General features: G+C 39.8%; 19 protein-coding genes. 6 read left to right on the forward strand and 13 right to left on the reverse strand.

Annotated features, from left to right (window positions below; all coding sequences use genetic code 11):
* Window positions 1-90: 90 nt before the first annotated feature.
* From IOC57_RS06700 to fdhF, 3 genes are read right to left on the reverse strand one after another with little or no spacing between them, the layout of a single operon-like run.
* On the reverse strand, window positions 91-324 hold the full coding sequence (locus IOC57_RS06700) for a heavy-metal-associated domain-containing protein (RefSeq protein ID WP_207437983.1): 234 nt from the start codon (window positions 322-324) through the stop codon (window positions 91-93).
* A complete protein-coding gene (locus tag IOC57_RS06705) occupies window positions 324-842 on the reverse strand; it encodes a helical membrane plugin domain-containing protein (protein WP_207437984.1) in 519 nt (172 codons plus the stop codon). Before IOC57_RS06705 ends, IOC57_RS06700 begins: the two co-directional genes overlap by 1 nt.
* A complete protein-coding gene (gene fdhF, locus IOC57_RS06710) occupies window positions 817-3,798 on the reverse strand; it encodes a formate dehydrogenase subunit alpha (RefSeq protein WP_207437985.1) in 2,982 nt (993 codons plus the stop codon). Before fdhF ends, IOC57_RS06705 begins: the two co-directional genes overlap by 26 nt.
* A 271-nt stretch (window positions 3,799-4,069) precedes the next feature.
* Here fdhF and IOC57_RS06715 point away from each other — a divergent pair, with 271 nt between their 5' ends.
* Complete coding sequence (locus IOC57_RS06715; RefSeq protein WP_207437986.1) at window positions 4,070-4,288, forward strand: hypothetical protein; 219 nt, start codon at window positions 4,070-4,072, stop codon at window positions 4,286-4,288.
* Between the two features lie 726 nt (window positions 4,289-5,014).
* Here IOC57_RS06715 and IOC57_RS06720 read toward each other — a convergent pair.
* From IOC57_RS06720 to IOC57_RS06760, 9 genes are all read right to left on the reverse strand, one after another.
* A complete protein-coding gene (locus IOC57_RS06720) occupies window positions 5,015-6,451 on the reverse strand; it encodes a GntP family permease (RefSeq protein ID WP_207437987.1) in 1,437 nt (478 codons plus the stop codon).
* 306 nt (window positions 6,452-6,757) lie between these two features.
* Entirely contained in the window at window positions 6,758-8,050 is a 1,293-nt protein-coding gene (gene hisD / locus IOC57_RS06725) for a histidinol dehydrogenase (RefSeq protein WP_207437988.1), read from the reverse strand.
* 189 nt (window positions 8,051-8,239) lie between these two features.
* The gene (locus IOC57_RS06730) at window positions 8,240-9,235 is read right to left on the reverse strand and encodes a LacI family DNA-binding transcriptional regulator (protein ID WP_207437989.1); all 996 of its coding nucleotides are present in this window, start codon (window positions 9,233-9,235) and stop codon (window positions 8,240-8,242) included.
* Between the two features lie 405 nt (window positions 9,236-9,640).
* Window positions 9,641-10,417, reverse strand: a complete 777-nt coding sequence (locus IOC57_RS06735) for an enoyl-CoA hydratase-related protein (protein ID WP_207437990.1) — start codon at window positions 10,415-10,417, stop codon at window positions 9,641-9,643.
* A 66-nt stretch (window positions 10,418-10,483) separates the two neighbouring features.
* The gene (locus tag IOC57_RS06740; RefSeq protein WP_207437991.1) at window positions 10,484-11,689 is read right to left on the reverse strand and encodes an acetyl-CoA C-acyltransferase; all 1,206 of its coding nucleotides are present in this window, start codon (window positions 11,687-11,689) and stop codon (window positions 10,484-10,486) included.
* Window positions 11,686-12,555, reverse strand: coding sequence for a 3-hydroxyacyl-CoA dehydrogenase (locus tag IOC57_RS06745; protein ID WP_207437992.1), 870 nt, complete (start codon window positions 12,553-12,555; stop codon window positions 11,686-11,688). The genes IOC57_RS06740 and IOC57_RS06745 overlap by 4 nt, the downstream gene beginning before the upstream one ends.
* A gap of 55 nt (window positions 12,556-12,610) precedes the next feature.
* Window positions 12,611-13,885, reverse strand: coding sequence for an MFS transporter (locus IOC57_RS06750; protein ID WP_207437993.1), 1,275 nt, complete (start codon window positions 13,883-13,885; stop codon window positions 12,611-12,613).
* Between the two features lie 268 nt (window positions 13,886-14,153).
* Window positions 14,154-15,344 (reverse strand): CaiB/BaiF CoA transferase family protein, encoded by a 1,191-nt coding sequence (locus IOC57_RS06755; protein WP_207437994.1) that lies wholly within the window; start codon window positions 15,342-15,344, stop codon window positions 14,154-14,156.
* A 56-nt stretch (window positions 15,345-15,400) separates the two neighbouring features.
* Window positions 15,401-17,200 (reverse strand): acyl-CoA dehydrogenase family protein, encoded by a 1,800-nt coding sequence (locus IOC57_RS06760; RefSeq protein ID WP_207437995.1) that lies wholly within the window; start codon window positions 17,198-17,200, stop codon window positions 15,401-15,403.
* Between the two features lie 402 nt (window positions 17,201-17,602).
* Here IOC57_RS06760 and IOC57_RS06765 point away from each other — a divergent pair, with 402 nt between their 5' ends.
* The gene (locus IOC57_RS06765; RefSeq protein ID WP_207437996.1) at window positions 17,603-18,334 is read left to right on the forward strand and encodes an IclR family transcriptional regulator; all 732 of its coding nucleotides are present in this window, start codon (window positions 17,603-17,605) and stop codon (window positions 18,332-18,334) included.
* A 981-nt stretch (window positions 18,335-19,315) separates the two neighbouring features.
* Here the strand turns inward: IOC57_RS06765 and IOC57_RS06770 are convergent.
* Complete coding sequence (locus tag IOC57_RS06770; protein ID WP_207437997.1) at window positions 19,316-19,672, reverse strand: hypothetical protein; 357 nt, start codon at window positions 19,670-19,672, stop codon at window positions 19,316-19,318.
* 867 nt (window positions 19,673-20,539) lie between these two features.
* Here IOC57_RS06770 and IOC57_RS06775 point away from each other — a divergent pair.
* From IOC57_RS06775 to IOC57_RS06790, 4 genes are all read left to right on the forward strand, one after another.
* A complete protein-coding gene (locus IOC57_RS06775; RefSeq protein WP_207437998.1) occupies window positions 20,540-21,580 on the forward strand; it encodes a taurine ABC transporter substrate-binding protein in 1,041 nt (346 codons plus the stop codon).
* 26 nt (window positions 21,581-21,606) lie between these two features.
* On the forward strand, window positions 21,607-22,422 hold the full coding sequence (locus IOC57_RS06780; RefSeq protein ID WP_207437999.1) for an ABC transporter permease: 816 nt from the start codon (window positions 21,607-21,609) through the stop codon (window positions 22,420-22,422).
* 14 nt (window positions 22,423-22,436) lie between these two features.
* Complete coding sequence (locus IOC57_RS06785; protein WP_207438000.1) at window positions 22,437-23,210, forward strand: ABC transporter ATP-binding protein; 774 nt, start codon at window positions 22,437-22,439, stop codon at window positions 23,208-23,210.
* Window positions 23,211-23,467: 257 nt separating this feature from the next.
* Window positions 23,468-25,129: an amidohydrolase gene (locus tag IOC57_RS06790; RefSeq protein ID WP_207438001.1), complete on the forward strand. Its 1,662-nt coding sequence runs from the start codon at window positions 23,468-23,470 to the stop codon at window positions 25,127-25,129.
* The last annotated feature ends 206 nt before the right edge of the window (window positions 25,130-25,335 follow it).

The following is a 25,335-nucleotide window of genomic DNA, read 5'->3' on the forward strand; positions in this document are numbered from 1 at the left end:
AGAATTCTGGTTCTTTCTGATTCTGGTTCTTCTGTTCCCATTTCCTGCTCACTGCCGCATAATTCACAAATCTGCATGATCTTCCTCCTCTTAATGAGGTGAATTTTGGTTTTCCGTTTTTATATCGTAACCAGAGTCTCTGATGGCCTGTTGAAAATCCTGGAATGAAGCGGCATTTTTGTCATAGCCAATTCTTGCTTCTCCGCTTTCTTTATTTACATCAGCCCGGAGAATGCCCCATACGTTCTTTAATGACCGAATGATTTTGTCGGAATCTTTTTCAGAAAGCGATCCATGAATCTTGATAACAGCTTGTTCTTCCATTACCCTTGTCCTCCTTCTGGATGAAGTTCCTGTGAAGGATGCTGTGTAAATGATTCACCCATGCCATGCAGGAATTCAACCATGTTTGTCATCGCCGCTTTGATTTCTGGATCTCTCAAGCTTTTGCCTAATTTCCATAAGCTATGTTTTTCATGGTTTTTGATGCTTTCGCCCATATGATCAAGACCTTTTGTAACACCCCCTAGCATAGATTGCAGCTGGTCTGGTTTTAAGGTGCCCATGAAATTGAAAAGGTAAATGGCATTTTTGATGGTATTATGCATACCAGGCTGGTTAACTTGCTTCATGGCAATAACTCCGACATCTGTACGATTTTCCAAAATGGCATGAAGCGCATCGAGAATCCCGATTTCCTGTAGATTCTTTAATATGGCGAGTGCGGAAAGAATCCCTTCTTTGTTATCAGCAAGGGCTTTTAATATTTCCCCGATTGACTGAGCTTGTTCTTCCATCACATTTGGAACCTGTTTATTAATTTGCCTGATTGCTTTCGCCATATGCTTCCCCTCCATTTCCAAATAACTCTTCTATCGCTTGAAAATCGTCACGCTGCCACTTTTCCTCAACCCGAACACTGATCTGCGGATTCCTGTTACCGAACCGGTGGTTATGCTTAGGCAATGGCGGTTCACCTTTTGCTTCTAAAATCTCCATTTTAACACCGATTTCCTTATATGCAGGAGTATGTGTAACTAGATCATGATAGCTACTTGTCAGATAATTGACTGCTTCATCGTCCTCAAAGCTGTTCATCGTGAGATAAATTTCCTTGCCTTTAACCCGGTCCGTAACAAGCGTCCTTACTTTTACCTGTCCATATGGTGAACTTAATCTAACTAATGTACCGTCACTGAGATTGCGTTCCTCCGCCAATTCGTGCGATACCTCCAGCCATGTGCCAGGCACCTTATGGATAAGCCCTTCTGTCCGATACGTCATATTTCCTTCATGGAAGTGCTCAAGCAAACGGCCATTGTTTAAATGAAGATCATATTCTTCTCCTGCCATATATGGTGGAGTCCAGTCAACAGCGAACAACCTTGCCTTTCCATCCGCAAAGGCAAATTTGTCTTCATATAATAGAGGTGTATCGGTTCCATCTTTATGCACCGGCCAAACTTGGCTGTTAAAGCCTTCTAGACGGTCATAGCTCACACCTGCAAATAGGACAGCAAGACTGGCTGCTTCATCCATAATTTCACTTGGGTGTGAATAATTCCAATTGGCCCCCATTCGGTTCGCTACTTCCTGGAAGATCTGCCAATCCGGTTTCGAATCGCCCAGCGGATCAAACACCTTATAGAACCTTTGAATGCGCCTTTCTGTATTTACAAATGTCCCATCTTTTTCCAACGAGGGTGATGCCGGTAACACAACATCGGCAAATTGTGCCGTTTTCGAGAAGAAAATATCCTGTACGACAAAGAAGTCTAATTTTTCAAATGCACTCTGAACATGATTCGAGTTTGCATCCACAAGCCCCATTTCTTCTCCAAATAGATACAGGGCTTTTAATTTTCCTTTTTGGATTGCCTCTACCATGTGGTGGTTGTCCATTCCAGGATCTTTTGGAATTTCAACGCCCCATGCTTTTTCATACTTTTCTCTAACCTCTGCGCTTCCGACTGGCTCATAACCAGGAAACCATGATGGCATTGTACCGAAATCACAGGCTCCCTGTACGTTATTGTGGCCTCTTAACGGGTAGGCACCTGTACCTGGACGGCCATAATTTCCCGTTACCAGCAATAAATTTGAAATGGCAGTGCTTGCGTCTGTTGCGCCGGAATGCTGGGTAATTCCCATAGCCCAAAGGATACAGACTGAATTAGCCTCATGAATCATTGAAGCTGCCTTGATTAATTCCTCCTGCGAAAGTCCGGTCATCTCTTCTGCGTAGCTTAAGGTGAATTTATCCAGTGTCTTAATATATCCTTCTACGCCTGATACACGATTTTCCAGAAATTCCTTATCATGCCACCCTTGATCGATAATGTACTTCGTTACGGCAGAAATCCAGATTAAATCAGAACTTGGCTTAGGATGCAAGAGGAAATCCGCACGTTGTGCTAGCTCATGCTCTCTTATATCAGCTACTATTAATTTTTGTCCAAATAGCTTATGAGCACGTTTTACACGTGTAGCGAGGACAGGATGAGATTCTGCTGGATTTGCACCAATAACAATAACCAAATCTGTCGTTTCAATATCCTGGATAGTTCCAGAATCGCCCCCCAATCCTACAGTCCTTAAGAGTCCTGCAGTAGCCGGAGATTGGCAGTATCTAGAGCAGTTGTCGATATTGTTCGTTCCGATAACCGCACGTGCAAATTTTTGCGCCACATAGTTTTCTTCATTGGAGCATTTGGAAGAAGCAATCACTCCAATGGATTCCGGACCATACTCTTCCTTTATTTCCATGAGCTTACTTGAAATAAGATCTAACGCTTCATCCCAGGTTGCTTCTTCAAACTCTCCGTTTTTCCGAATCAAAGGCTTTGTTAAGCGCTGGTCACTGTTAACAAAATCCCAGCCCCATTTTCCTTTAACACAGGTGGAAATGCCGTTAACGGGTGCTTCATGGGTAGGCTGAATTTTTAAAATCTGCCTGTCCTTTGTCCATACTTCAAAGCTGCAGCCTACACCACAGTACGTACAAACCGTCTTGGTCCTCTTAATCCGTGCTTTCCTCATGGCAGCTTCCACTTCTGAAATCGCAAAGATTTCTTTATATCCAGGCTCCACTTCTTTAATTAAATCAACCATAGGCTCTAAAATTGGAGCCGGCAGCTTTGTTAAGAAGCCTGCTTCACCGAGCATGGATGTCTCCATTAAAGCATTACATGGACATACGTTCACACAGTGTCCACAGGATACACAAGAAGACTCATCAATTGGAACATCATTATCCCAAATAACCCTTGGTCTTTCTCTTCCCCAGTCAATAGTTAAGGTTTCATTGACCTGTAAATCCTGACAGGCCTCAACACACCGGCCGCACAAAATACACTGATCCGGTTCATACCTATAGAAAGGATGGGAATTATCCGGAGGGTAGGGTTTTTCTCTAAATTCATATTTCTGATGCTCAATCTCTAAGTATTCGGCAGTATTATGGACGGTACAATTGCCGTTATTATTATCACAAACAGTACAATACAGTTCATGATTTTCAAGGATCCGTGACATCGCTTCATACTGGGCATCCTTGACAGGCTTTGACGTAGTATCAATCGCTAAACCTGGAACAGCCTTTGTCGAACAAGCACGGACCAATTCCCCACCCACCTGCACAAAACATGTATCACAGGTTTGAATCGTCCCCAGGTTGGGATGATAACAAATGCTCGGAATGTACAATTCATGACTTTGGGCGACTTGCAATATCGTTTGACCTGGCTGTGCTGTTAATTCCTTTTCGTTGATTCGGATGGAAAAAGAATGGTCAGACATGTGATTCCCTCCAATTTTGCTGCCATTAGGCTGAATTTTTTTATTAATAAAGCCATACACCAGCTAAATGCTGTTGATTCATCCTAGTATTCCCAAAAAGGATATGAATAAAATAAAATATATTTTAACTGCCCTTAAAAATCATTCTAAAACCACTGTGCATTAATCCTTTCTTTTTTGGCAAGTTTATAGGAGATGATTTGTTGGGCGTGATAGCAAATCAAATCTACATATAAAAAGAAATTTAACTGAAGGCAGGCGAACTGAAGCTATGGAAAAAGAAATGCTTTTGCAACTAGTTCAATCAATGATTATGTCCTCATCAAAAAAACCAAAATACATGAGTATCTCTACGGTAAAAGTTGCAGACCTCCTGGAAACCTCCATCTCCCATATCGAAAAGGGATTGCAGGAATTAGTACAAGAAGGACGTCTCCGCCAATCAAAACTGGAACAGCCGCCGCACACCACCATTTACATGCTGCCATAATCGGGCACTGTCCCCAAATTATTTCCCAGAGTAAAGTTTTTTCCGTCCTTTTCAGAAGGTAAAATGACCTCATCTTGATGTTTTTTTGATGTACCTTTAACAATAACCAGATTACCTTGAGTCAGTCCGTTTAATGGAAAACAATCTACAAATTTAAGGTAAGGAGGATTTTAAAAGGGTTAAGAGTAAGCAAAGTAGCATAGAGTTTGAGGGGTTTGTAAAAATTTTTACTGATACTCTTAATTATTTGATGATAGATGAATATACATTAACAGAAGTGGGGTTTATAACATCCACGCCTGAGTCTTTTTGTTCATTTGCACTCGTGCTCGTCTCCCTGCTAACGAAAGTTTATATACATCCCTGTTTAATGGAAACGGAAATGACTTAAAGTCATAGGTCCGTTCCAAGATGTCAGATGAAGAATTGACTGGCTTCATCATTTCACTTTGAAACCTGAGAGACGACCGCTATTAAGATGCGCGATCAGCGGGAACAGTGAAAAAACAGGAAATAATCGAAATGTCATTCATAGGCGGGTGACAAACAGTAATTCCTCCTGAATACATGAAGGGATGGTAACGTTTCCCTCCCTAATTCAAAAATTGTGATAGGGAGGGCTTATTTTTTCATACAAAAAAGAGCTGCTAATCAGCTCCTGGTATTGAAGTAAAGTATCGTTACTTTAAGTACGATTTTTCATGGTTTTCTAATTCCTTTTTATGATTAGACTAATCCAGTTAAACTGTAGACTAGAATAATTACAAATGCTGCCAGTGTCTTAAAAATTGTAATCACAAAGATATCTCCATATGATTGTTTGTGTGTTAAGCCTGTAACCGCAAGTAAGGTAATAACAGCGCCATTATGAGGTAACGAATCCATCCCGCCTGAGGCCATCGCTATGACACGGTGCATGACTTCGGGAGGTATATTATATTGATTGATCGCTTGTATATACTTATCTCCCATCGCACTAAGTGCAATTCCCATTCCACCAGACGAAGAACCAGTAATACCAGATAACACGTTTGTTGTAACGGCCCCATTAACAAGTGGATTCGTAAAAGTGTGTGAAATACCATCACGTACCGTTGCGAATCCTGGTAAGGAAGCGATGACCCCACCAAATCCATATTCTGAAGCAGTATTCATAGCTGCGAGTAACGCTCCACCAATACTGGCATTAATGCCCTGTTGAAACCCCGTTGTAACACGTCCCCAATCGTAAGCAACTGTTGCAATAATGCCTAATACTAGAGCTAGCTCGACAGACCAAATACCTGTTACTGTCGCAAGATCTACTTTCCCAAACATATCTAATCCTATCTTTGAAAAGTCAAACCCCTCTGGATACCATTTCGGAATAGAAATAGTAAAAAATTTATTCGCCACGCCCACTAAAACTAGCGGTATAAATGCAAGTATTTGTCGTCCTATACTTGTATTAACAGCTATAGGAATCGTTATTGGATTGACTGTTTCTGCAGCAACTGCCGTTTCGCCTCCATCTCCATTAAATCCTAAATAACCTTCACCCGCTACTTGAGCTTTTTTTCGACGTCTTTCCAAGTAAATCATACCCATGGATAAAACGAAAATCGATCCAATAATCCCCAACATCGGTGCTGCATATATATCTGTCTTAAAATAAGAAGTAGGAATTACATTTTGGATTTGCGGTGTTCCCGGCAGCGCATCCATTGTAAAAGATAATGCTCCTAAAGCAATCGTCCCTGGAATAAGCCGTTTAGGAATATTGGCTTCCCTGAAAAGGTTAGCAGCAAATGGATATACTGCAAATGCAACGACGAACAAACTCACTCCACTGTAAGTTAATATGGCACACATTAGGACGACTGCTAAAATTGCTCTTTTTTTGCCGACTAGCTTCACAATCGTCTTGGCGATAGACTCAGCAATTCCCGACATTTCGACTAACTTTCCAAAAACGGCTCCTAACAAAAACACAGGAAAATAGTTTTTAATAAATCCAACCATCTTCTCCATAAAAATATTAGAGAAGAACGGCAAAACATAGCTGGGCTCTGTTAGAATGACAGCAAGTAGCGCACAAAGTGGTGCAAAAAGAATGACAGAAAAACCACGGTAAGCAATAAACATTAATAGCCCTAAAGCAAGTATTATGATGAATAAATCCATTATTCCCCCCCCTATATCGCTTAAAATCCAGATGTATTTTCCATATTTTTCTGCAGGATATTCAAACTGCAAAATTGAATTGTGATCGCCTCGTTATTGGTAAATTGGATCACTCGGAAATTCCTTTTATTTGTTTGGCTTATGTTGTAAGCGTTTTCTGTATTATGTTAAGTTTTAAATTGTCTTGAATGCACTTTCCCATAATGGCTGCACTTTCAGCAAAATCAAATTCAAAAACTTTTTTAAAAAGAGAGGATGCATAAAAAGCTTATGTATCCTCTTTCACTAGTTAATTTATCTATCTTTTTACTTGTTATTAACCGGTACTTTTCCATAACGACGTACACGAAGAAGGGCTTGTTCAGCATGTCCTGCAAAATTCTCTAATTGGCAAAGACGCGCAGCATATTCCCCGATATAGGCACTTGCTTCCTCTGCCACTCGTTGATACGTACAAGTTTTCAAGAATTTCCCTACCCATAGTCCGCCCGTATAGCGAGCAGCCCCTTTGGTTGGCAGTGTATGATTGGTACCGATCACTTTATCACCATAAGCAACGTTCGTTTCTGGTCCAAGGAATAAGCAGCCGTAATTTTTCATATTATTTAGAAAATAATCCGGATCTTTCGTCAATATTTCGACGTGTTCGAACGCTAATTTATCCGCTTCTACCAATGCTTCTTTTTCATCTTCTACTAAAATAATGAATCCATAATCTTCCCATGAAGCCCGTGCTACATCCGCTGTTGGAAGAGTTTGCAATTGGCGTTCAATTTCTTCAACGGTTTCTTGAGCTAGCTTTTCAGAAGTAGTAATAAGTGCTCCCGGTGATGTGGGTCCATGTTCGCCCTGACCGAGAATGTCCGTTGCGATCATTTCTGCATCTGCCGTTTCATCAGCTACGACTAGTGTTTCTGTAGGGCCGGCGAAAAGATCGATTCCCACGCGTCCGTATAATTGTCGTTTTGCTTCAGCAACGAATGCATTACCCGGTCCGACAATCATATCAACCGATTTTATAGTATCAGTTCCGACAGCCATTGCAGCCATTGCTTGAATGCCACCCAGAATATAAATCTCATCGGCTCCCGCCATATGCATTGCAGCTACAGTTGCTGCAGGGATTTCCCCACTTATAGGAGGTGTGCATGCAATTACCCGTTTGACTCCTGCTACTTTAGCCGTTAATACACTCATATGGGCCGATGCCACCATTGGATATCGTCCACCAGGAATATAGCAGCCAACACTATTGACAGGAATGTTTTTATGACCAAGGATTACACCAGGAAGTGTTTCTACCTCGATATCTATCATGGATTTCCTTTGCTCTTCTGCAAATCGTTTCACATTACTTTGCGCAAACTTAATGTCTTCGATAGTCTGATCAGGAACCTGGCTAATGATTTCTCCAATTTGCTCAGCAGTTAATCGAAAGCTTTCTGGCGACCACTTATCGAATTTTTCAGATAATTCCCTAACTGCCGCGTCGCCTTCTTGCTCAATTTTTAGTATCGTTTGACGTACCGTTTCTGATACTTGTGCGTCATTCTGTGCAATTTCTTCCTGTGCTTTTCCTTGCTTTAAATAAGTTGCCATATAAATCCTCCTTGTTTTTAAAAAACTATGATTAAAACCCCAAAATGCATACGTATGCATTTTTCAGTTAACTATCTCCCCATCTAAAATGCATACGTATGCATTTGAATGGGGAAAATTAAGAATTTAAGAAATACTCTAAACATAGAATAAATAAATCGCTTTCATCTGTCAAGTTTTTTTAATATTTTAAGATTTTGTTGTATTTCTTTCGATCAATCTCCCTGATACTAGAGTCGGTTTGGAATTGGAACCCTTTTGGTTCATTTCGATTAATAGAGTATTGATGGTTAATTCAATCATTTCATCGACAGGCTGTTCCCATGTAGTGAGCGAATAAGACGGCCACGAAGCCATTTGAATGTTATCAAATCCAACAATGGCAATATCCTCAGGAATGGATAAATTTAACGTTTTTGCTGCATCTATTACGCCTAATGCGGTTATATCATTTGCTCCGAAAATGACCTCAGGCCGATCTGCTCGTGTCAATAACTTTAATGCGGCTTCATAAGCCCCGTCATACGTATAGTCCCCTTCTTCAATGACCGGATCAATCCCTTTTGACTTTAAAAACTCACAAAATCCTCTTTGCCGATCTTGACTCGTCGATGTATTTTTCCGACCTGTAATGAAGGCTAATTTGCTGTACCCTTGTTCAAGCAGGTATTCACCAATCCGCTTACCAGCCGTATAATTATCACAGCTTACGGAGTTACACGGAATGTCTTTACTATATCGGTTAAATAAAATAACAGGTATGTTGTTTTCATGGAGATGGGAAACCACATTGGAGGACAAAAAGGCATCCGTTACAATAACACCTTCTACATTGTATTCAAGAAATTGGGCAATCTCCTCTTGTTGAATCTCATCATTTTCGGTATAAACAAACAATACATGATATCCCTTTTCGCGAAGCCCCTTAGAAAACTTTCCTAAAACTTCATGGTAAAACGGATTTTGGATATCTTTCATGGCCAGTCCAATCATGTTTGATTTGTTCATAATCAATCCCCTGGCAAAAGCATTCGGCCGATAACCTAAAGTTGATGCGGCTTCCTTCACTTTTCTCTTGGTCTTTTCAGACACATTCGATCCTGGAGTAAACACACGCGAAACCGTTGACTGAGAAACGTTAGCTAATTTCGCAACCTCCATCGCATTGACCGATTTTTTCTTCAAGAATCTTCCCTCCAAATATACGTGGATTATGAGTTTTAACATCATTCTTTTATTATATAACTTTATCACTAACAGCGCCATTTACGATAAATTATTATAAGTATACATAGTCATGGGATTAAAAGGGGGAACACGTCATCCAGACGACTTGTTCCCCCTTTTTTCGATAAATTGTAATCCAAAGCCCGGCATGCATTTACTGCATATTTATATTTTTCCAATGTTACAAAACCAACCTTAGCTAAAAACCAAATTAGCTTTAAATGCTCCATGAAATTCGAGCCTTTTATAAGGCCTTTATGCTCTCTTTGATGATTTTTGCTATATCTTTAAAATCATCCTTTGCCCCCGCTATATTTCAGGGTAATAATCAATGAGCAACTTAGAAGCGATCGGAGTGCAATCTTATTGACCTGAAAATTGTGGTTTTCTCCGTCCACTAAACGCATTAAGAGCTTCTATACGGTCTTCTGTAGGAATCGTCAGCTCATATGCCTTTGCCTCAATGGCTAGTCCAGTTTGCAAATCCGTATTCATTCCATGAGTGATGGCATATTTTGCCTGTTTTATTGCAACGGGACCATTTTGCATCATATCTGCAGCTAATTCTTCACAGGCAGCATTCAGCCTGGAACGGGGCACCACTTTTAAAAGAATGCCTAAATCAAGTGCCTCTTTCGCTGTCACCTTTTTTGCAGTAAAGATAAGCTCCTTTGCTTTTGTTTCACCGATTAATCTTGGTAACCGCTGTGTACCACCGGCGCCCGGTATGATGGCCCAGCTTGTTTCCGTTAAGCCTACTGATGCCTCTTCGACTGCTATGGCAAAGTCACACGACAATAGCCATTCAAATCCTCCACCCAATGCATAACCATTAACGGCAGCAATTGTCGGCTGAGGAAGCCCCGCGATACTGTTAAATACATCTCGAATTACTTTGGCATTTCTTCTTACTTGCACTAGATTTAATGTCTTTCTTTCTTTCAGGTCCACTCCGGCACTGAATGCTTTATCACCTGCACCTGTGAAAATAACAACACGGATGTCCTGGTAAGTATAAATTGCCTCTACTGCCGCCTGAAGTTCAATAAGGGTCTCATAATTAAAACAATTCAATACTTCTGGACGATTCACTGTTACATATGCAATATGATTTTCCACTTTATATATTACATTAGACATGAAAACTATCTCTCCTTTTTCTTAGAACAATAGCCCTTACTAGACCAAACTAATAAGGGCTTATTTTTACTTCTCCATGTTTTCTATGATTGCTGATATGCCTTGCCCAACACCGATACACATGGTGGCAAGCCCATACTGGACATTTTGCTTATTCATTTCATGAAGTAGTGTTGTTAATATGCGTGCGCCGCTTGCCCCTAGCGGATGGCCAAATGCAATCGCACCACCGTTTACATTCACTTTTTCCGGGTCCAATCCTAATTGACGGATACACTCAATAGATTGGGAAGCAAACGCCTCGTTCAATTCGACAAGTCCAATATCATCCAACCCCAAATTCACCCTTTTTAATAATTTGCGCGTTGAATAAATAGGGCCAAGGCCCATAACCGATGGTTCCAGGCCGGCAACTGCACCGGCAACATATTTGGCTAGAGGTGTTAACCCGAATTCCTTCGCCTTTTCTGCACTCAATAACAGTAAGGCTGAAGCTCCGTCATTTACACCGGAAGCATTCCCAGCCGTTACAGTGCCGCCTTCAAAAATTGGTTTGAGTTTTCCCAGCTTTTCAATCGTTGTATCCGGACGTGGATGTTCATCCCGCTCGACGACTATCTCATTCCCTTTTCGATCTATAAAACGAACCGGTACAATTTCATTCGCAAAACGTTCATTTTCAACTGCTTGTTTTGCTCTTTGCTGACTTTGCAACGCAAATTGATCTTGGTCTTCTCGGGACACCGAACAGCGTTGGGCTACGTTTTCTGCTGTTTGCGGCATTGAATCCGCTCCATACATCTTTTCTAGCTTTTTATTCGTAAAGCGCCAGCCAATCGTTGTATCATGAAGTTCCATCGCCCCCCTAGGAAAATCACTTTCTGGTTTTGCCATTACATAAGGGGCCCTCGTCATGCTTTCCGTTCCACCGGCAATGTAAATATCCCCTTCGCCTACCGCAATGGATCTAGCAGCATACATTACAGCGTCAAGCCCTGATCCACATAACCGATTAATCGTTGTTCCGCTCACATTGACTGGAAGTTCGGCAAGCAGAGAGGCCATTCTCGCCACATTGCGATTATCTTCACCAGCCTGGTTGGCATTACCGAAAACGACATCAGCAATCTGTTCAGGAGGCAGTTTGGGGTTCCGTTCAATAAGGGCCTTAATGACAACAGCCCCCAAATCATCCGGTCTTACACTCTTTAACGCTCCTTTATATCTCCCAATTGGTGTTCTTACAGCATCCACGATCACCACTTCTCTCATTTTCCAATCAACTCTTCTTTCTTTGTATAGTCATAGATACCTTTTCCAGATTTACGTCCAAGACGTCCTGCTTTTACATACTGCTCAAGTAATGGAGCTGGACGGTATTTTTCACCCAACTTTTCATGTAAATATTTTAAATTGTTTAAACGTGTATCAAGACCCACTAAGTCCACCAACTCAAAGGGACCCATTGGGTAATTAAGCCCTAGCTTGATCGCTTTATCAATTTCTGCTGGTGTCCCAAGTCCTTCTTGAAGCATATAAAAAGCTTCATTGCCAACTAATGCATTGATCCGACTCGTCACGAAACCAGGAAACTCATTGATGACAACCGTTTCTTTCCCCATCTGCTCCGCCAAAGTTTCTATAGCTTTCGCAGTTTCATCACTCGTTTCAAGACCTCGTATAATTTCGACAAGCGGCATTTTATGCACCGGGTTAAAAAAGTGCATGGCGATGGTCTGAGCAGGACGTTTTGCATAGGAAGCAATTTCCGTCGGACTCATTGTGGAAGTATTCGTTGCAAAAATGCAATGAGCCGGTGCGTATTGTTCAATTGTTTCAAACACCTGCCTTTTAATTTCTGCCTTCTCAGGGACCGCTTCGATAATGACATCAGCCGATGATGCCGCCTTTTGCAAATTGGTTAAATAAGACAAGTTCGCTTTTGCCTTCTGCTCCTGTACATTGGAAAGTTTCCCTCTTAAAAGTGCTTTTTCAAAAATAATGTTCAGTTCAGCTTCAGCGTTTTTAAGTGAAGTTTCGTTGACATCAACCAACGTAACCGTGAATCCCCCTATCGCTCCAACATAAGCAATTCCACGTCCCATAACGCCAGAACCTACTACAATAAGACTGTTCATCGTTTTCCCCTCCTATTTTAAGTACGATTAAAATGAAAACTTACTATCATGAGGCTTACATAGTTTTAGTTTTGATAACGCTTTCTTTTTGTTCAGTCAAAACATTTCCTTCCTTTTCAAATGGATCATACATTTTTTCTCGGATAAAAAGCCCTGGAATCACCGCTGCTAAGACATAGGCAATACCTAGAGTAGCTAACCCCAATCCGATTGATTGGGATTCCGCAATGAAACCAATCATAAATGGAGCCATCGCTGCCCCGAGTCTACCAATATTATACGATCCCCCTACAGCCGTACCACGAATATGTGCTGGAAAACTCTCATTCATGTAAGTGGAATTGACGGCATATGGCATACCATAGAGAAATCCCAGTATCGTTAATAATGCAATGACGTTGGTCGGTGTATTGTAAAGATAAACGATTGGTAAGAGAATTGCAGTAGATAGACCACCAACAATAAACATCGTTTTTCGACCGTATCGATCTGCCAGCCAACCTGTAATGATCTTACCTAAGATTGCGGCTGTGTAGGTTCCTACAAGATACCCTGTCATCTTTTTAAAATCAATACCTAAATCAGCTACAATATACGTCGGCAGCCAGGTACCCACACCATAATAAGCAAATTGTAAGAAGGTCGCAGTAATACCCCATAATATAAAAATCTTTCTTGTTTTTGAATCTTTGAAGATCGTAGCCCACTCGTTTTTCTTATTCCCCTTTTGTTTTTGCGCTTGTGCTCTTTCTTTCCATCCTTGAGGTTCTGGAACCCTGAATCTGATATAAATGGCCAAAAGAACAGGTAATACAGCAATAAAATATAGAGGCCGCCATCCGTATTCAGGCAAGATAGCACCCGCCAGTAAAGCTGCAACTAAATATCCTAATGAATATGCCGCCTGTATTGCACCTAAGACCGTCGTTCTCCTTTTCGTAGGTACATACTCAGCCATAAGCATCGTAGCAATCGTATACTCCGCCCCTATTCCAATAGCAGAAATGAAACGAATAACGATAAATTGCTCGTATGTTTGGGTAAATCCAATTAAGCATGTTCCAACTGAGAATAGAACCATCATCCAGGTCGCCATTCTTACCCGGCCAAATCGATCAGCTAACCAACCACCACAGATTCCGCCGACACCCATACCCACTAAGGACCATGTAGCAATGAGTCCTGCAGCTGCATTACCAATATTAAACTCTTCCATTAGGCTAGGCATCGTGATAGACAGCATGATTAAATCCATGCCATCTACCATCAGACCTAAAAAGCAAGCGATGAAAACTACAATCCAAGTCCGGTCTGATCTAACATTATCCATAAAACACCGCCTTAATTATTAATTCAACCTCTTTATATGCTCTTGTTGGAAATGATAAGCAACTCCTTTTTTGTAAGCGCTACCTATTAAAGCATGTAAAAACATAGGATGATAGGAATGTGTAATGAAGAGTAGTTTCCACCGATTCATTTTCCGACACTCGTTTTGTTCATGTAGATGGAATTTATTACAATCTAAGCACTTCCTTAACTTAACGGTACGTGGTTCAATTGATTTATGGTCTATTTGTTAACTAAGCAATTTATCTTTAAATAACCTTGTCCTGCATGAACGATTCGATTTCTTGTCTATCATACCCTAGCTCTAACAATACTTCTTCAGTATGCTCCCCATGTAAAGGGGGATGCCTCTCAATAGAGACAGGTGTATCTGAAAGTTTGATCGGTGAACCTAAAAGTTTAACCTTTCCAACTTGTGGATGTTCAACTTCCTGTATCATCTGCCTTTCAAGTACTTGCTTATCTTCAAAAACTCTATCTAAGGTATTAATAGGGCCACCAGGAATATTATTTTCCTGGAAGGCTATGAGCCATTCATCTGCCGTTTTTGTTAACAGAGCTTCTTGTATTTGAGGAATTAATGCCTCCCTATTAATGTTGCGTGCGCTGGCTGTTGAAAAACGCTTATCACGAGATAGCTTGGCCACCTCTAGCAGGGAACAAAGACGTTGGAACTGTCTGTCGTTACCTACTGCAATAATAATCTCATAATCTTTTGTTTTAAAATTTTGATAAGGAACTAGGGTGGGATGCTGATTCCCATATCTTTTAGGAAGGTTCCCTGTATTTAAATAGCCTGTTCCAAGATTAAGCATTGTAGCTACCATGGTATCCAAAAGAGAAATATCACAATGCTGGCCACGACCTGTATGAGTTCTTGCCTGCAAAGCAGCTAGTATGCTAATGATAGCATGTAGACCTGTGAATAAATCGGCCATAGCATTTCCAGATTTTGTAGGTTCACCATCTGGTGCGCCATTCACACTCATAAACCCGCTCATCCCCTGAGCAATAAAGTCATATCCCGGCAAATGTTTGTAAGGTCCTGTTTGACCAAATCCTGTGATGGAGCAGTGAATTAATTGAGGGTTTAACGCTTTCAATTCTTCATATCCTAATCCTAACCGCTCCATTGTCCCTGTTTTAAAATTTTCTACGACAACATCCGCTTCCTTCAGAAGTTTTTTTATGATTTGTATTCCCTTTTCTGTCTTTAAGTCCACCGTGATTGCTCGTTTATTTCGATTAACTGCCATAAAATATAAACTTATCTCTTCAACATCGGGAGGAAACCACGTCCGCGTTTCATCTAGTAATTCCGGTCCCTCCACTTTAATGATATCTGCGCCCAAATCTCCCAACATACTAGTACAAGTTGGACCAGCCACCACCCGGCTTAAATCAATAACTTTGACCCCGCTTAATGCTTTATTAGCCATGATGCCCTCCCCCATTCTTTATCGTTGCCATACATCTTATAGTAGAGATTGATTGTTTAAAGTTTCACGGATTGTTGAACTTGTTTCAATAAACCTACTACAGCCTTATCCGGAACTTGTTCCCAGTCAACTATGGCATCAAACCATTGTAATAACGATGGATCCGAGTAGTTGAAATCATCCAAACCATTCGTAAGCAAATGACGATGGAGATACTGCAAAGCCATGTATAATTTACGGTAACTTCCTTGTTCTGTAATTTGTACAGAAGCTTCATCCAGTAAAAGACTGGCTGCACAAACATGATACATGCGGTTCATTAATTGCTTCGCAGGCAATTCCTTCTCTGGACCTTTCAGATTCATTATTCTTTTCGCTTGTGATTCGATTTTATTGGTAATTTGTAGAAGGACCTTGCCAGTCTGCTGCGCCAAAGAATTAGAGATGCCCTCTATCATATTGTAAACTGTGTTAAAGAATACCTCCCCTGCTTGATCCTTCACTAATGCCCTTATTACGTCTAAGGCCACAATATTTGTGGTTCCTTCCCAAATAGCACCTAAATGAGCATCGCGCACAAGTTTCGGTTCAACCCAATCCTCGATATACCCATTTCCTCCTCTTGCTTCCATCCCTTCAGAGGTGGAATTTCTCGCTCGTTTACAAATGTAGCCTTTTAACAATGGCGTTAAAATTCGTAATAGCTTTTCATCGGCTTTGCTGCCTTGATCTCCTTTATCATAAACAGAAGCTGTGAAGAATGTCATAGCCGCAGCTGCCTCGGAATCTAGTAATAATTCAAAAAGTGTTTCTTTCATAAGCGGCTTTTCGGCTATAGAGCTACCAAATGCTACTCGGCCCCGAGCTGAAATAAGCGCTTCCAAAAAGCTTCTTCGCATCATTGCAGTAGAACGGACGGCATTCGATAATCGAGAGGAATTTACCATCGACATCATTTGCTTAAAACCATTTGTAACATCACCCACAGCATAAGCGACCGCTCCTTCAAACGCTACTTCCCCCGAAGCCATATCCCGTGTTCCTAACTTATCTTTTAAGCGATTGATGCTGAACTTATTTAGAGATCCATCCGGTAATTTTCTCGGCATTAAAAACATGCCAAGACCTTTCGTGCCAGCTGGAGCACCTTCAGGACGAGCCAAAACTAATGCAAGGTCTGTTGATACATTGGAACAAAACCACTTATCGCCCCAAAGTTCCCACTGATCGCCAACTTTTTTTGCCGTTAATGTGTTAGCACCAACATCAGACCCACCTTGCTTTTCAGTCATAAATTGGGCACATGTCCATAGTTCCTTCATATCTGTACTCGTCAAATGAGGTAAATAGGTATCCTGCATTTCTTGATCGGCATATTTCCTTAAAACACGCGCACCAGAATCTGTCATACTCATTGGGCAAGCTAAACCAAACTCGGATTGTACAAATAAATACCAAAATGCATATTTTAGTACGTGCGGAAGTTTCGTGGAAAATCCTAGCACTGGTTTATGAGACATAGCCGCGAGACCAAATTTGCTATATCCTAAATATTCCATTTCCTTATAGGCTGGATGATAGTCAACTTCGTTTACACGTTCCCCCTTCCCATTGAAAGCAATCAACTCAGGAGTATGCTTATCCGAAATACGAGATAACTCATCTAAACGAGTTCCAGCTATTTCACCTAATTCTGTTAGGTAAGATAGGGCGCGATCATACTCTTCCTTAGAAAGATAACGCTGTAGGATAAAGGGAAGATTGAGATCCTCCTTAAAAAAGTTTAAACCCTTTGTCTCTGGCATCGCACCAACCTCAGCTTTTATAGAATTAGATGTTAACAGTTCTAAATTCATAAATTTTCCTCCCATTCAACATTTTCAAAGTATTAATTAACAATAACGGAATGTCAATTCCTATATTTGATACTACTGGATTATTATCTAAAAAGTCAATTTATTTTTAAGCCACCAACCTACTCATGAAAATGGAATTTTAATTATCAGAAATCCATACAATTATACAAATATAATATTTTGTTAAAATTGGATGGTATAAAAGGTCACTTTTCGTGGTTTATAGGTATCTCTCTTTCAAATTATTATCGTGACAAAAACACCCTGTTAATGGGCTTATCATCTTGGTATGATATAATATTTTTAATATTTGACGTTTCAAGAGATCGTTTAATAATTTAAAATAACAATTATGAAATTTACGCAATTAATATAAATGGGATTTAACGGAGGATTTTATTTATGAACACTAAGATTTCATCTACAGTGCAGCGTGCAATTAAAATTATCAATTATTTAAATGAGACACCAGGTCCACAAGGAATTAAAGATATTAGCGAAAAACTTAACATTTCTCCTCCTATCACACATCGCATGCTAACTACTCTGAAAATGGAAGGTATGGTATTCCAAGATTTAGTTTCTAAAAAATATTCACTTGGTACGGTTTTTATTGATTATGCAAATAAAATAATCACCGATTTACCTTTTATCTCTTTAATTGATTCCCAATTAATTAAATTGAGAGATGACACTCAGGAAACGGTAGGATTGTATATGTTAACAAGCATGATTAGGATGTGTGTAATCGAACATGTAAGTAATCAGGAAATAAGCAGAAAGGCAGGAGTAGGCAATAGGATTCCACTACATCTTGGATCAAGCGGACGAGTAATTTTGGCATTCCTTAATGAAGATTTACAGGCACAAGTATTAGACACCCTTCCTGAAGAAGAAAAAAAGATACTTCGACAAAAACTAGGAACGATTGTAAATACCGGTTATTCAATAAATGAGGAAGAACTCACGAAGAATGTAGCTGCGTTATCAGCTCCTGTCTTTGGTGCAAAAGGAAAAGTCATTGGAGCCATTTCTATTTCTGGCCCAGTCTTTCGATGGAATAAAGAATCGATGGAACAACATATCCCTTCATTATTAAAAACTACAGAAAATATTTCAAAATCATTATATTAAAACAGGATTTTGGTACAAATATCACCTGTTAGAAACATAGAATTTCAATGTCCTTTTCATCTATGCATTACGAGTCTACTCCAAATAATTTATGTGTGAGCTCTGGACAGACTTCCCACCTTGTTAAGTTGTCCTTTTTCGGCATATGCATCACCTCCACTCCACAGATGATTTGTTTGGCTGTTCGAAATGTTTTTAATCCTAGCTTAGAACGGACTCTCTTCTTAAATAGAGCGATGATTTTGCTCCACTATGTTATTCCAGTGATACGGTTGTCCAAGTTGCATATCATCAGGTATGCTCTACTCTTTTTCAACTCTCCCATACTAATGGATAAGCCGGATTCAAGTCTCGACCGTCATGACATGAGGCTTAGAGACATAAAAAGACTGCAATGCTTACTTGAATAAGCGCTTTGCAGTCTTTTTGTCTCTTGTTTACTTAAGAGGAGTCTTTTGTTGGCTAAATATGATGCAGCAGACTCTCGTCAATTGCAATGACGGCCCTGTTTCTTAAGTGATCCCCTATATTGGGAAGATCGTATAGTGGCTCCGGCAAATGAACGGGAAGAATATAAGATCATCCAATCGATTCCCGGTATACGAGAAAAAATCCAAAAAACTACGTCATTCTCTGTATCTTGCCATACTATGCGGCATAAGAAATTCAATCCTAGATTTAGTTTAATTAACGGCTTTGTGAAACAGAGAAAAATCCTTCCAAAAGGGTTTTGGAAGGATTTTTGGCATGGCCCAAAATAGTATATCATAAGGGAAATGAAAATTTCAGAGAAAGATATTGACTTCCTTTTAGCTGTTTTAGTAGAACAAGCAACAAAAAGGATCATCAATGAGAGCTCCCTTTTCATATGCCGACAACAACTGATCCCATCCAATGTGTTTGAGGGATTGAAAACGACTTGTGGACGAACCTCCCCTTCACCTTGTAAAGTTAATGATTTGTTAATTACGAGTTGAGTATCTATGTTATAGGTACTTCTAATATGTGAACAATACCAACATTATTAACAGCTTCCATTCCTACCTCAATAGTTGCGTAAGGGTTAGCACCATTCCCGTCTCCTCCTGTTGAACCGGATTCCACATAAATATTATTCGGATCGAAAGTAACATCCTCTACAGCGTTATTTAAAGCTATTTGAACATTCCTAATACTGTGATAGCCTATTTGAGGACGATTCTCCAAAAGAATCTCGGCAACTTGATTCTTTTGAGCTTCACTTAACGTTTCATAATTTGCCAGATCAAGACCAAGTGAAGGGTCTTCAATAACAGCACGCATTTCTGCAGGTATTTGTCCTTCATTAACATCTTGCAAAGCAGGATTAGCAGGAATTCCAAAATCACCTGGTAATACCTTTTGAACTTTTATTACAACCCCGTTATTATCCTCAGCAAAAATGGTTGTAACAATTTGATTACCTCCCCCTTGATCAGAAAATGTAGTGAGACGAACTCCAAATTCGGGATTAAAGTGCTATTAAGGATAACTGGTAAACCAAATACAGGTCCCCTACTACAGCCTTGTCCCATAAGCAAGTTGGCCTTTTTTTAAAGTACTAATATGTCCAAGTTTGGGAGATTAGTTGCAGATATTGAAGTTTTTGACTCATAATCTTATTGAATATTCTGAATATAGTTGTTAGAATTATATAACATCCTAGTTATCAGGATGTCATGATGTCATGATGTCATGATGTCATGATTCTAATGAACTACAGGAAGGAGGATCATGTTTCCATCGCAACCTTACACTTTTTTTATAAATGATTTCTCATCTTAGCTCTTCATCCAGGATTTAACTTACCAGAAGGGGATTGATATGTAATGTTTTTGTAGAGAATTAAAGAACAAAAAACCTCACCTGTGAAATACACATTCCTTCTCTCTTCTTAGATATCAGCATAAATTAATTGCAGATATTACCCTACAAAACTATCTATTTCTTTTCAAGACTAAAAGAGTCAACACCATGGTTCATACTTTCTTTCTGAGGTGCCAGCCATTAAAAATCGATGATTATATACTGGAAAGATTGGGGTTGAGCGAACGAGTTCCTTGATGAAAAAGGAATGATGCGATTTATTAAACCTACCTTCTTTTCTTATTTGAAAATATCGATATTTGGGAACTTATCACAGTTTTGTCTATCAAAAAATAAAAAATTATTCAATGGGGGCTTGGAATGAAAACCATAAAAAAAAAATTTCATATTGGGATCATTTTGTTATTAGTACTCGCTTTGTTAGCAGGCTGTGGATCAAATGAAGAGACATCCTCAAATGACAAGAGCGATGGGAATCATGCAATAAAAATTGGTTGGCAGCCTAGTGTCGAAACTCAATTCTATATTGCTCAAAATGAAAAATTATTCGTGAAAAATAGCATTAAGCCCACATATACAAAATTCACGGCAGGTCCACCAATGTTTGCTGCTTTCAATAGCGGAAGCATCGATGTGGCGTATATGGGAAACCCACCAGCTATCATTGCTATGGCGGAAAACCTTCCAGTTAGTATTATTGCAGTAGAAGTAGACTCTTCAAATGGAGAGGGATTAGTTGTAAATGAAAAAAGCGGGATTAATAAACTTGAAGACATCAAAGGTAAAAAGATTTCTGTTTTAAGAGGAAGTTCAGCTGAATATGCCATGATGCAAGCTTTAAAGAAAGTTGGATTAACTGAAAAGGATTTAACAATAATTAATCTTGATATTACAACCATTATCCCAGCATTTGAAAAAGGGGATGTAGACGGGGTATGGGTATGGGATCCTTGGGTTAGCAAACTCGTTACGGCGGGTGGAAAAGTAATTGTCCGGGATGCTGATGTAGGAGTCGGAGCTTCAGGAGTGTGGATGGCACGCAATGAATGGGTTGAGAAAAATCCAGAAGCTGTAGAAGCTTTTCTAGAAAGTCTAGCTGATGCGAACAAGATTATCGATGAGGATAAGGAAAAATCAGAAAAGGCATTGCAAGATGCACTAGCACTAGAAAAACAAGAAGCGGAGTCTGTTTTAAGTAACTCAGAGTATCCAACATACCAGGAATTATGGGACCCTGGTTATAAATTATCGATGAATCCGGAAGCACTTAAAAAAAATGAAGGTTTAGCAAAAGTTCTGAATGACTTAGCTGATTTCTTGGATGAAAACGGTAAAATAACCCAAAAACCTGACGTAGAAGAGCATATTAACGGTTCTTTTATTGAAAAGCTTCAAAATTAAAGTATCCATGGGAGTGATCTAATAAGATGAGCCGAACGACAGTCCAGCCTAATTCTGTAATCCCAATAAAAGTGAAAAGGCGTAAATTGTCACCAGAACGAATCGTAAGCATTTGTACACCTATGGTTATGCTTCTCTTGTGGTGGATGGTTTCCTTAGCCGTAGGAGAGAAGTATCTCACTTCTCCAGGGAAAATTGTTACCACTATGGGGGAATTATTTACTGATGGATACGTAGGAACCAACTTAACCACTCATATTGTTGCAAGTCTTTTCCGTACGATCGGGGGATACGTATTAGCCATATTGCTAGCTATCCCAATCGGGTTATGGATGGGTATGAATAAATATGTTTCAGCCATATTAAGCCCAGTATTCGCCGTTATCCGCCCGATACCAGCAATTGCCTTCTTACCACTGTTTATCATGTGGTTTGGAATTGGTGAAGTCGCAAGGGTTATGCTTATTTTCATGTCAGCCTTTTTGTACATCGTCTTAAATACGTTTAGCGGTGTTAAGACGATCCCGAATGGTCTTATCCAGGCAGCTAAAAACCTTGGGGCAAATCGGATTCAACTATTTAGCAAAGTTATCTTTCCAGCCACCCTGCCATCAATTATGACGGGATTAAAAGCTGGATTAGCCGTCAGTTGGGCGATTGTAGTGGCTGCGGAATTAATGGCTGCACAAGAAGGGCTAGGCTATATGATCATGGATGCTGCTACATTCTTTAGAATGCCTGTTGTTTATGTCGGCATAGTTCTTATTGGATTAATTGGATTAATCCTTGAAAATATCATTTCCATCATTGAAAAGAAAAGCTGTCATTGGAGCGGGAAATAAAAAGGGGGAGAATTATGCCATCGCAAATTATCATGCAAAATATCGATATGATCTTTACTTCAGATCGTAAACAGACTCATGTTCTCCATGATATTGATTTAACAATAAAGAAAGGGGAAATCTATTGCCTCTTAGGTCCGAGTGGCTGCGGGAAAAGTACCATACTTAAATTGCTTGCGGGATTTGAAAGTCCAACAAGAGGCATAGTTACAGTAAATCAAGAAACTGTAAAAAGTATTGGGCCAGATCGAGCGGTTGTATTCCAAACTCCTAATCTATTTCCTTGGTTAACGGTATTTGAAAATGTCGTATTTGGCCTAAGAATGAAAAAATCCCCACCTAATGAACTGAAAGAAAAGTCTTCTAAATTCATTGAGGCAGTTGGATTGAAGGGATTTGAAAACCATTATCCACACGAACTGTCTGGAGGGATGCAGCAACGCGCTGCGATTGCAAGGGCTTTAGTCAATGATCCGACCGTTTTGCTTATGGACGAGCCTTTTGCTGCCCTAGATGCTCAAACTAGGTCCTTAATGCAGGAATTAGTGATGAATGTGTGGGAGCAATTCCATACAACCATCCTCTTCATCACCCATGATATTGATGAAGCCATCTTTATTGGTGATCGAATCGGCGTGATGTCGCGAAATCCTGGTCTTATTAAAAAAGAGTATACGATTGAACTTCCTAGACCTCGAACAATTGATGTAATTACAACATTTGAATTTCTGGATTATAAATCAGCTATTTTAAAGCAAATTCAAGAGGAAGTAAAGACATCCCATTAGTCCTTCTTATCATGAACGCAGGTTGACTTCTTCCAAGGCATGGGTTTCAACCTTAGGGGCCTCCTCCCCTCCCCCTAAGGTTGAAACAACATGCAGCCAATGGAAGTTAATCTAGCCATCAGTTAACATTTCTACTTATTCAAGTCAGCCGTGGAGTTTCAGCTCTACTTGGTTATTTATTTTACAAATGCTGAAATTCGTCAAGGGATATACAGTTCTTTAACAACCCAATATTATTCTAAAGGAGTCATTAAAATATGAAACTTGATCTGATTATAAAGAATGGAAATATCGTAACTTTGGATGAAAGCAACACTATTGCAAAATCACTAATTGTATCAAATGGAGAAATTGCGAAAATTTTTTCTGTAGCAGAACCAGATACATCAGGATATACAGTTAATTCCGATACACAAGTAATTGATTTAAACGGAGCGACCCTTCTACCAGGCTTCATTGATACACATAGCCATTTATTAATGTATGGGGAAATGTTGAATTTTATCGATTGCCGTTCGCCTGAAAATAAAAATATTGAAGACATTTCACAAAAAGTACGTGAAAAGTCTAGCCAAACTGATCCAGGTCAATGGATCATGGGCTGGGGATACGATGATACATTATTGGAAGAAAAAAGGCATCCAATGAGATCTGATTTGGATAAAGTGGCACCAAACAACCCTGTCTATATTAGGCATATCTCTGGACACTTCGCTACTGTAAACTCTAAAGCACTAGAGATTGCTGGAATTACAGAAGCTACTTTAGACCCTGCCGGCGGCTTTTTTGGGAGAGATGAGGAAGGCAAACTGGATGGAGTGGTTCATGAAATCCCCGCACTGGAAATGATTAATCCTTTTTTACCTATCCCAACCAAAGAAGAAAGTATCGATAATATCGCTAAAGGAGCAAAAGTTTATTTATCTCAAGGGATAACTACTTGCACAGACGCCGGAGTAGGGTTGGATAAAGGGCTATTCGAACTTGAGGCTCATTTAGATGCGGTCAATTCAGGTAAAAACCCACTAAAAATGCGATTGATGATTATGAATCATCTGTTACGTGAAGATGGTCCGTTTGCTCATTACACATTCGAACAACTACAAAACGAACTCCAAAAAAGGTCAGATAACCACATTCGGCTTGATAGCGTCAAACATTTCCAGGATGGTTCCATTCAAGGATATACAGCCGCGCTTAGGGAGCCTTATTCCAACAACAGCTCTGAATATGGTGAACTATTAAACGAACAAGAAGCCTTCAATGAAGAAATATTAGATTTGCATAACAAAGGCTTCCGTATCGCCATACATGGCAATGGCGACCGAGCGATTGAATCTAATATTAAAGCTCTGGGAGGAGCTATAAAGGACAGTCCTAGAGACGATCATCGCCACCGAATCGAACACGTTCAGACAGCAAACTTTAATGACTTGCAGACCATGAAGGAATTGGGAATTGCTGCTTCTTTTTTTATTAATCACGTTTATTATTGGGGAGACCGACATCGCGATATATTTTTAGGAGAAGAGCGCGCTGCAAGGATAAATCCATTAGCCGAAGCGGTTGATCTAGATTTATTGTTTACACTGCATTCCGATTGTCCAATCACACCAATCTCACCGCTATTTTCTGTTTGGGCAGCCGTGAACCGAATGACAAGGAACGGGAGTGTTTTAGGAGAAAATCAAAAAATTGATGTGTTAACAGCGCTAAAATCAATGACTATTTATGGAGCCGAACTAAACTTTGAAGAGAATGAAAAAGGAACAATAGAAGTAGGCAAAAAAGCTGACTTTGCTGTATTGGCCAAGGATCCACTAACTTGCCCTTTAGAAGAGATAAAGGACATTCCAGTTCTAGCAACCATTTTAGACGGTATTGTTGTTTGGGAAAACAATGCAAAAGTTCTGTCGTAGGTGAATGACTCTTTTACCTTTAAATCCAAAATTGAATGGACGGAATGCAAATCCAGCAGAAGAAGATAACCATTAAAAGATGGAAATTAATTGAAACGACAGATTTGAAAAGATCCCTGCTTCTCTAGGGGGCTTGATTTACTTAATGCATTAAGTACCCTTTTATTTTTTAGAAAGCAAAAAGAAATGAAATGAAAAAACGATAG

The sequence above is a fragment of the Bacillus sp. SD075 genome, assembly GCF_017355165.1.
Lineage (GTDB): Bacteria > Bacillota > Bacilli > Bacillales > DSM-1321 > Peribacillus.

Excerpts from the sequence above, each read along its gene's own strand:
- IOC57_RS06700 (WP_207437983.1), bottom strand. The coding sequence starts at position 324 with ATGGAAGAACAAGCTGTTATCAAGATTCATGGATCGCTTTCTGAAAAA.
- IOC57_RS06705 (WP_207437984.1), bottom strand. The coding sequence starts at position 842 with ATGGCGAAAGCAATCAGGCAAATTAATAAACAGGTTCCAAATGTGATG.
- fdhF (WP_207437985.1), bottom strand. The coding sequence starts at position 3,798 with ATGTCTGACCATTCTTTTTCCATCCGAATCAACGAAAAGGAATTAACA.
- IOC57_RS06715 (WP_207437986.1), top strand. The coding sequence starts at position 4,070 with ATGGAAAAAGAAATGCTTTTGCAACTAGTTCAATCAATGATTATGTCC.
- IOC57_RS06720 (WP_207437987.1), bottom strand. The coding sequence starts at position 6,451 with ATGGATTTATTCATCATAATACTTGCTTTAGGGCTATTAATGTTTATT.
- hisD (WP_207437988.1), bottom strand. The coding sequence starts at position 8,050 with ATGGCAACTTATTTAAAGCAAGGAAAAGCACAGGAAGAAATTGCACAG.
- IOC57_RS06735 (WP_207437990.1), bottom strand. The coding sequence starts at position 10,417 with ATGTCTAATGTAATATATAAAGTGGAAAATCATATTGCATATGTAACA.
- IOC57_RS06740 (WP_207437991.1), bottom strand. The coding sequence starts at position 11,689 with ATGAGAGAAGTGGTGATCGTGGATGCTGTAAGAACACCAATTGGGAGA.
- IOC57_RS06745 (WP_207437992.1), bottom strand. The coding sequence starts at position 12,555 with ATGAACAGTCTTATTGTAGTAGGTTCTGGCGTTATGGGACGTGGAATT.
- IOC57_RS06750 (WP_207437993.1), bottom strand. The coding sequence starts at position 13,885 with ATGGATAATGTTAGATCAGACCGGACTTGGATTGTAGTTTTCATCGCT.
- IOC57_RS06755 (WP_207437994.1), bottom strand. The coding sequence starts at position 15,344 with ATGGCTAATAAAGCATTAAGCGGGGTCAAAGTTATTGATTTAAGCCGG.
- IOC57_RS06760 (WP_207437995.1), bottom strand. The coding sequence starts at position 17,200 with ATGAATTTAGAACTGTTAACATCTAATTCTATAAAAGCTGAGGTTGGT.
- IOC57_RS06765 (WP_207437996.1), top strand. The coding sequence starts at position 17,603 with ATGAACACTAAGATTTCATCTACAGTGCAGCGTGCAATTAAAATTATC.
- IOC57_RS06775 (WP_207437998.1), top strand. The coding sequence starts at position 20,540 with ATGAAAACCATAAAAAAAAAATTTCATATTGGGATCATTTTGTTATTA.
- IOC57_RS06780 (WP_207437999.1), top strand. The coding sequence starts at position 21,607 with ATGAGCCGAACGACAGTCCAGCCTAATTCTGTAATCCCAATAAAAGTG.
- IOC57_RS06785 (WP_207438000.1), top strand. The coding sequence starts at position 22,437 with ATGCCATCGCAAATTATCATGCAAAATATCGATATGATCTTTACTTCA.
- IOC57_RS06790 (WP_207438001.1), top strand. The coding sequence starts at position 23,468 with ATGAAACTTGATCTGATTATAAAGAATGGAAATATCGTAACTTTGGAT.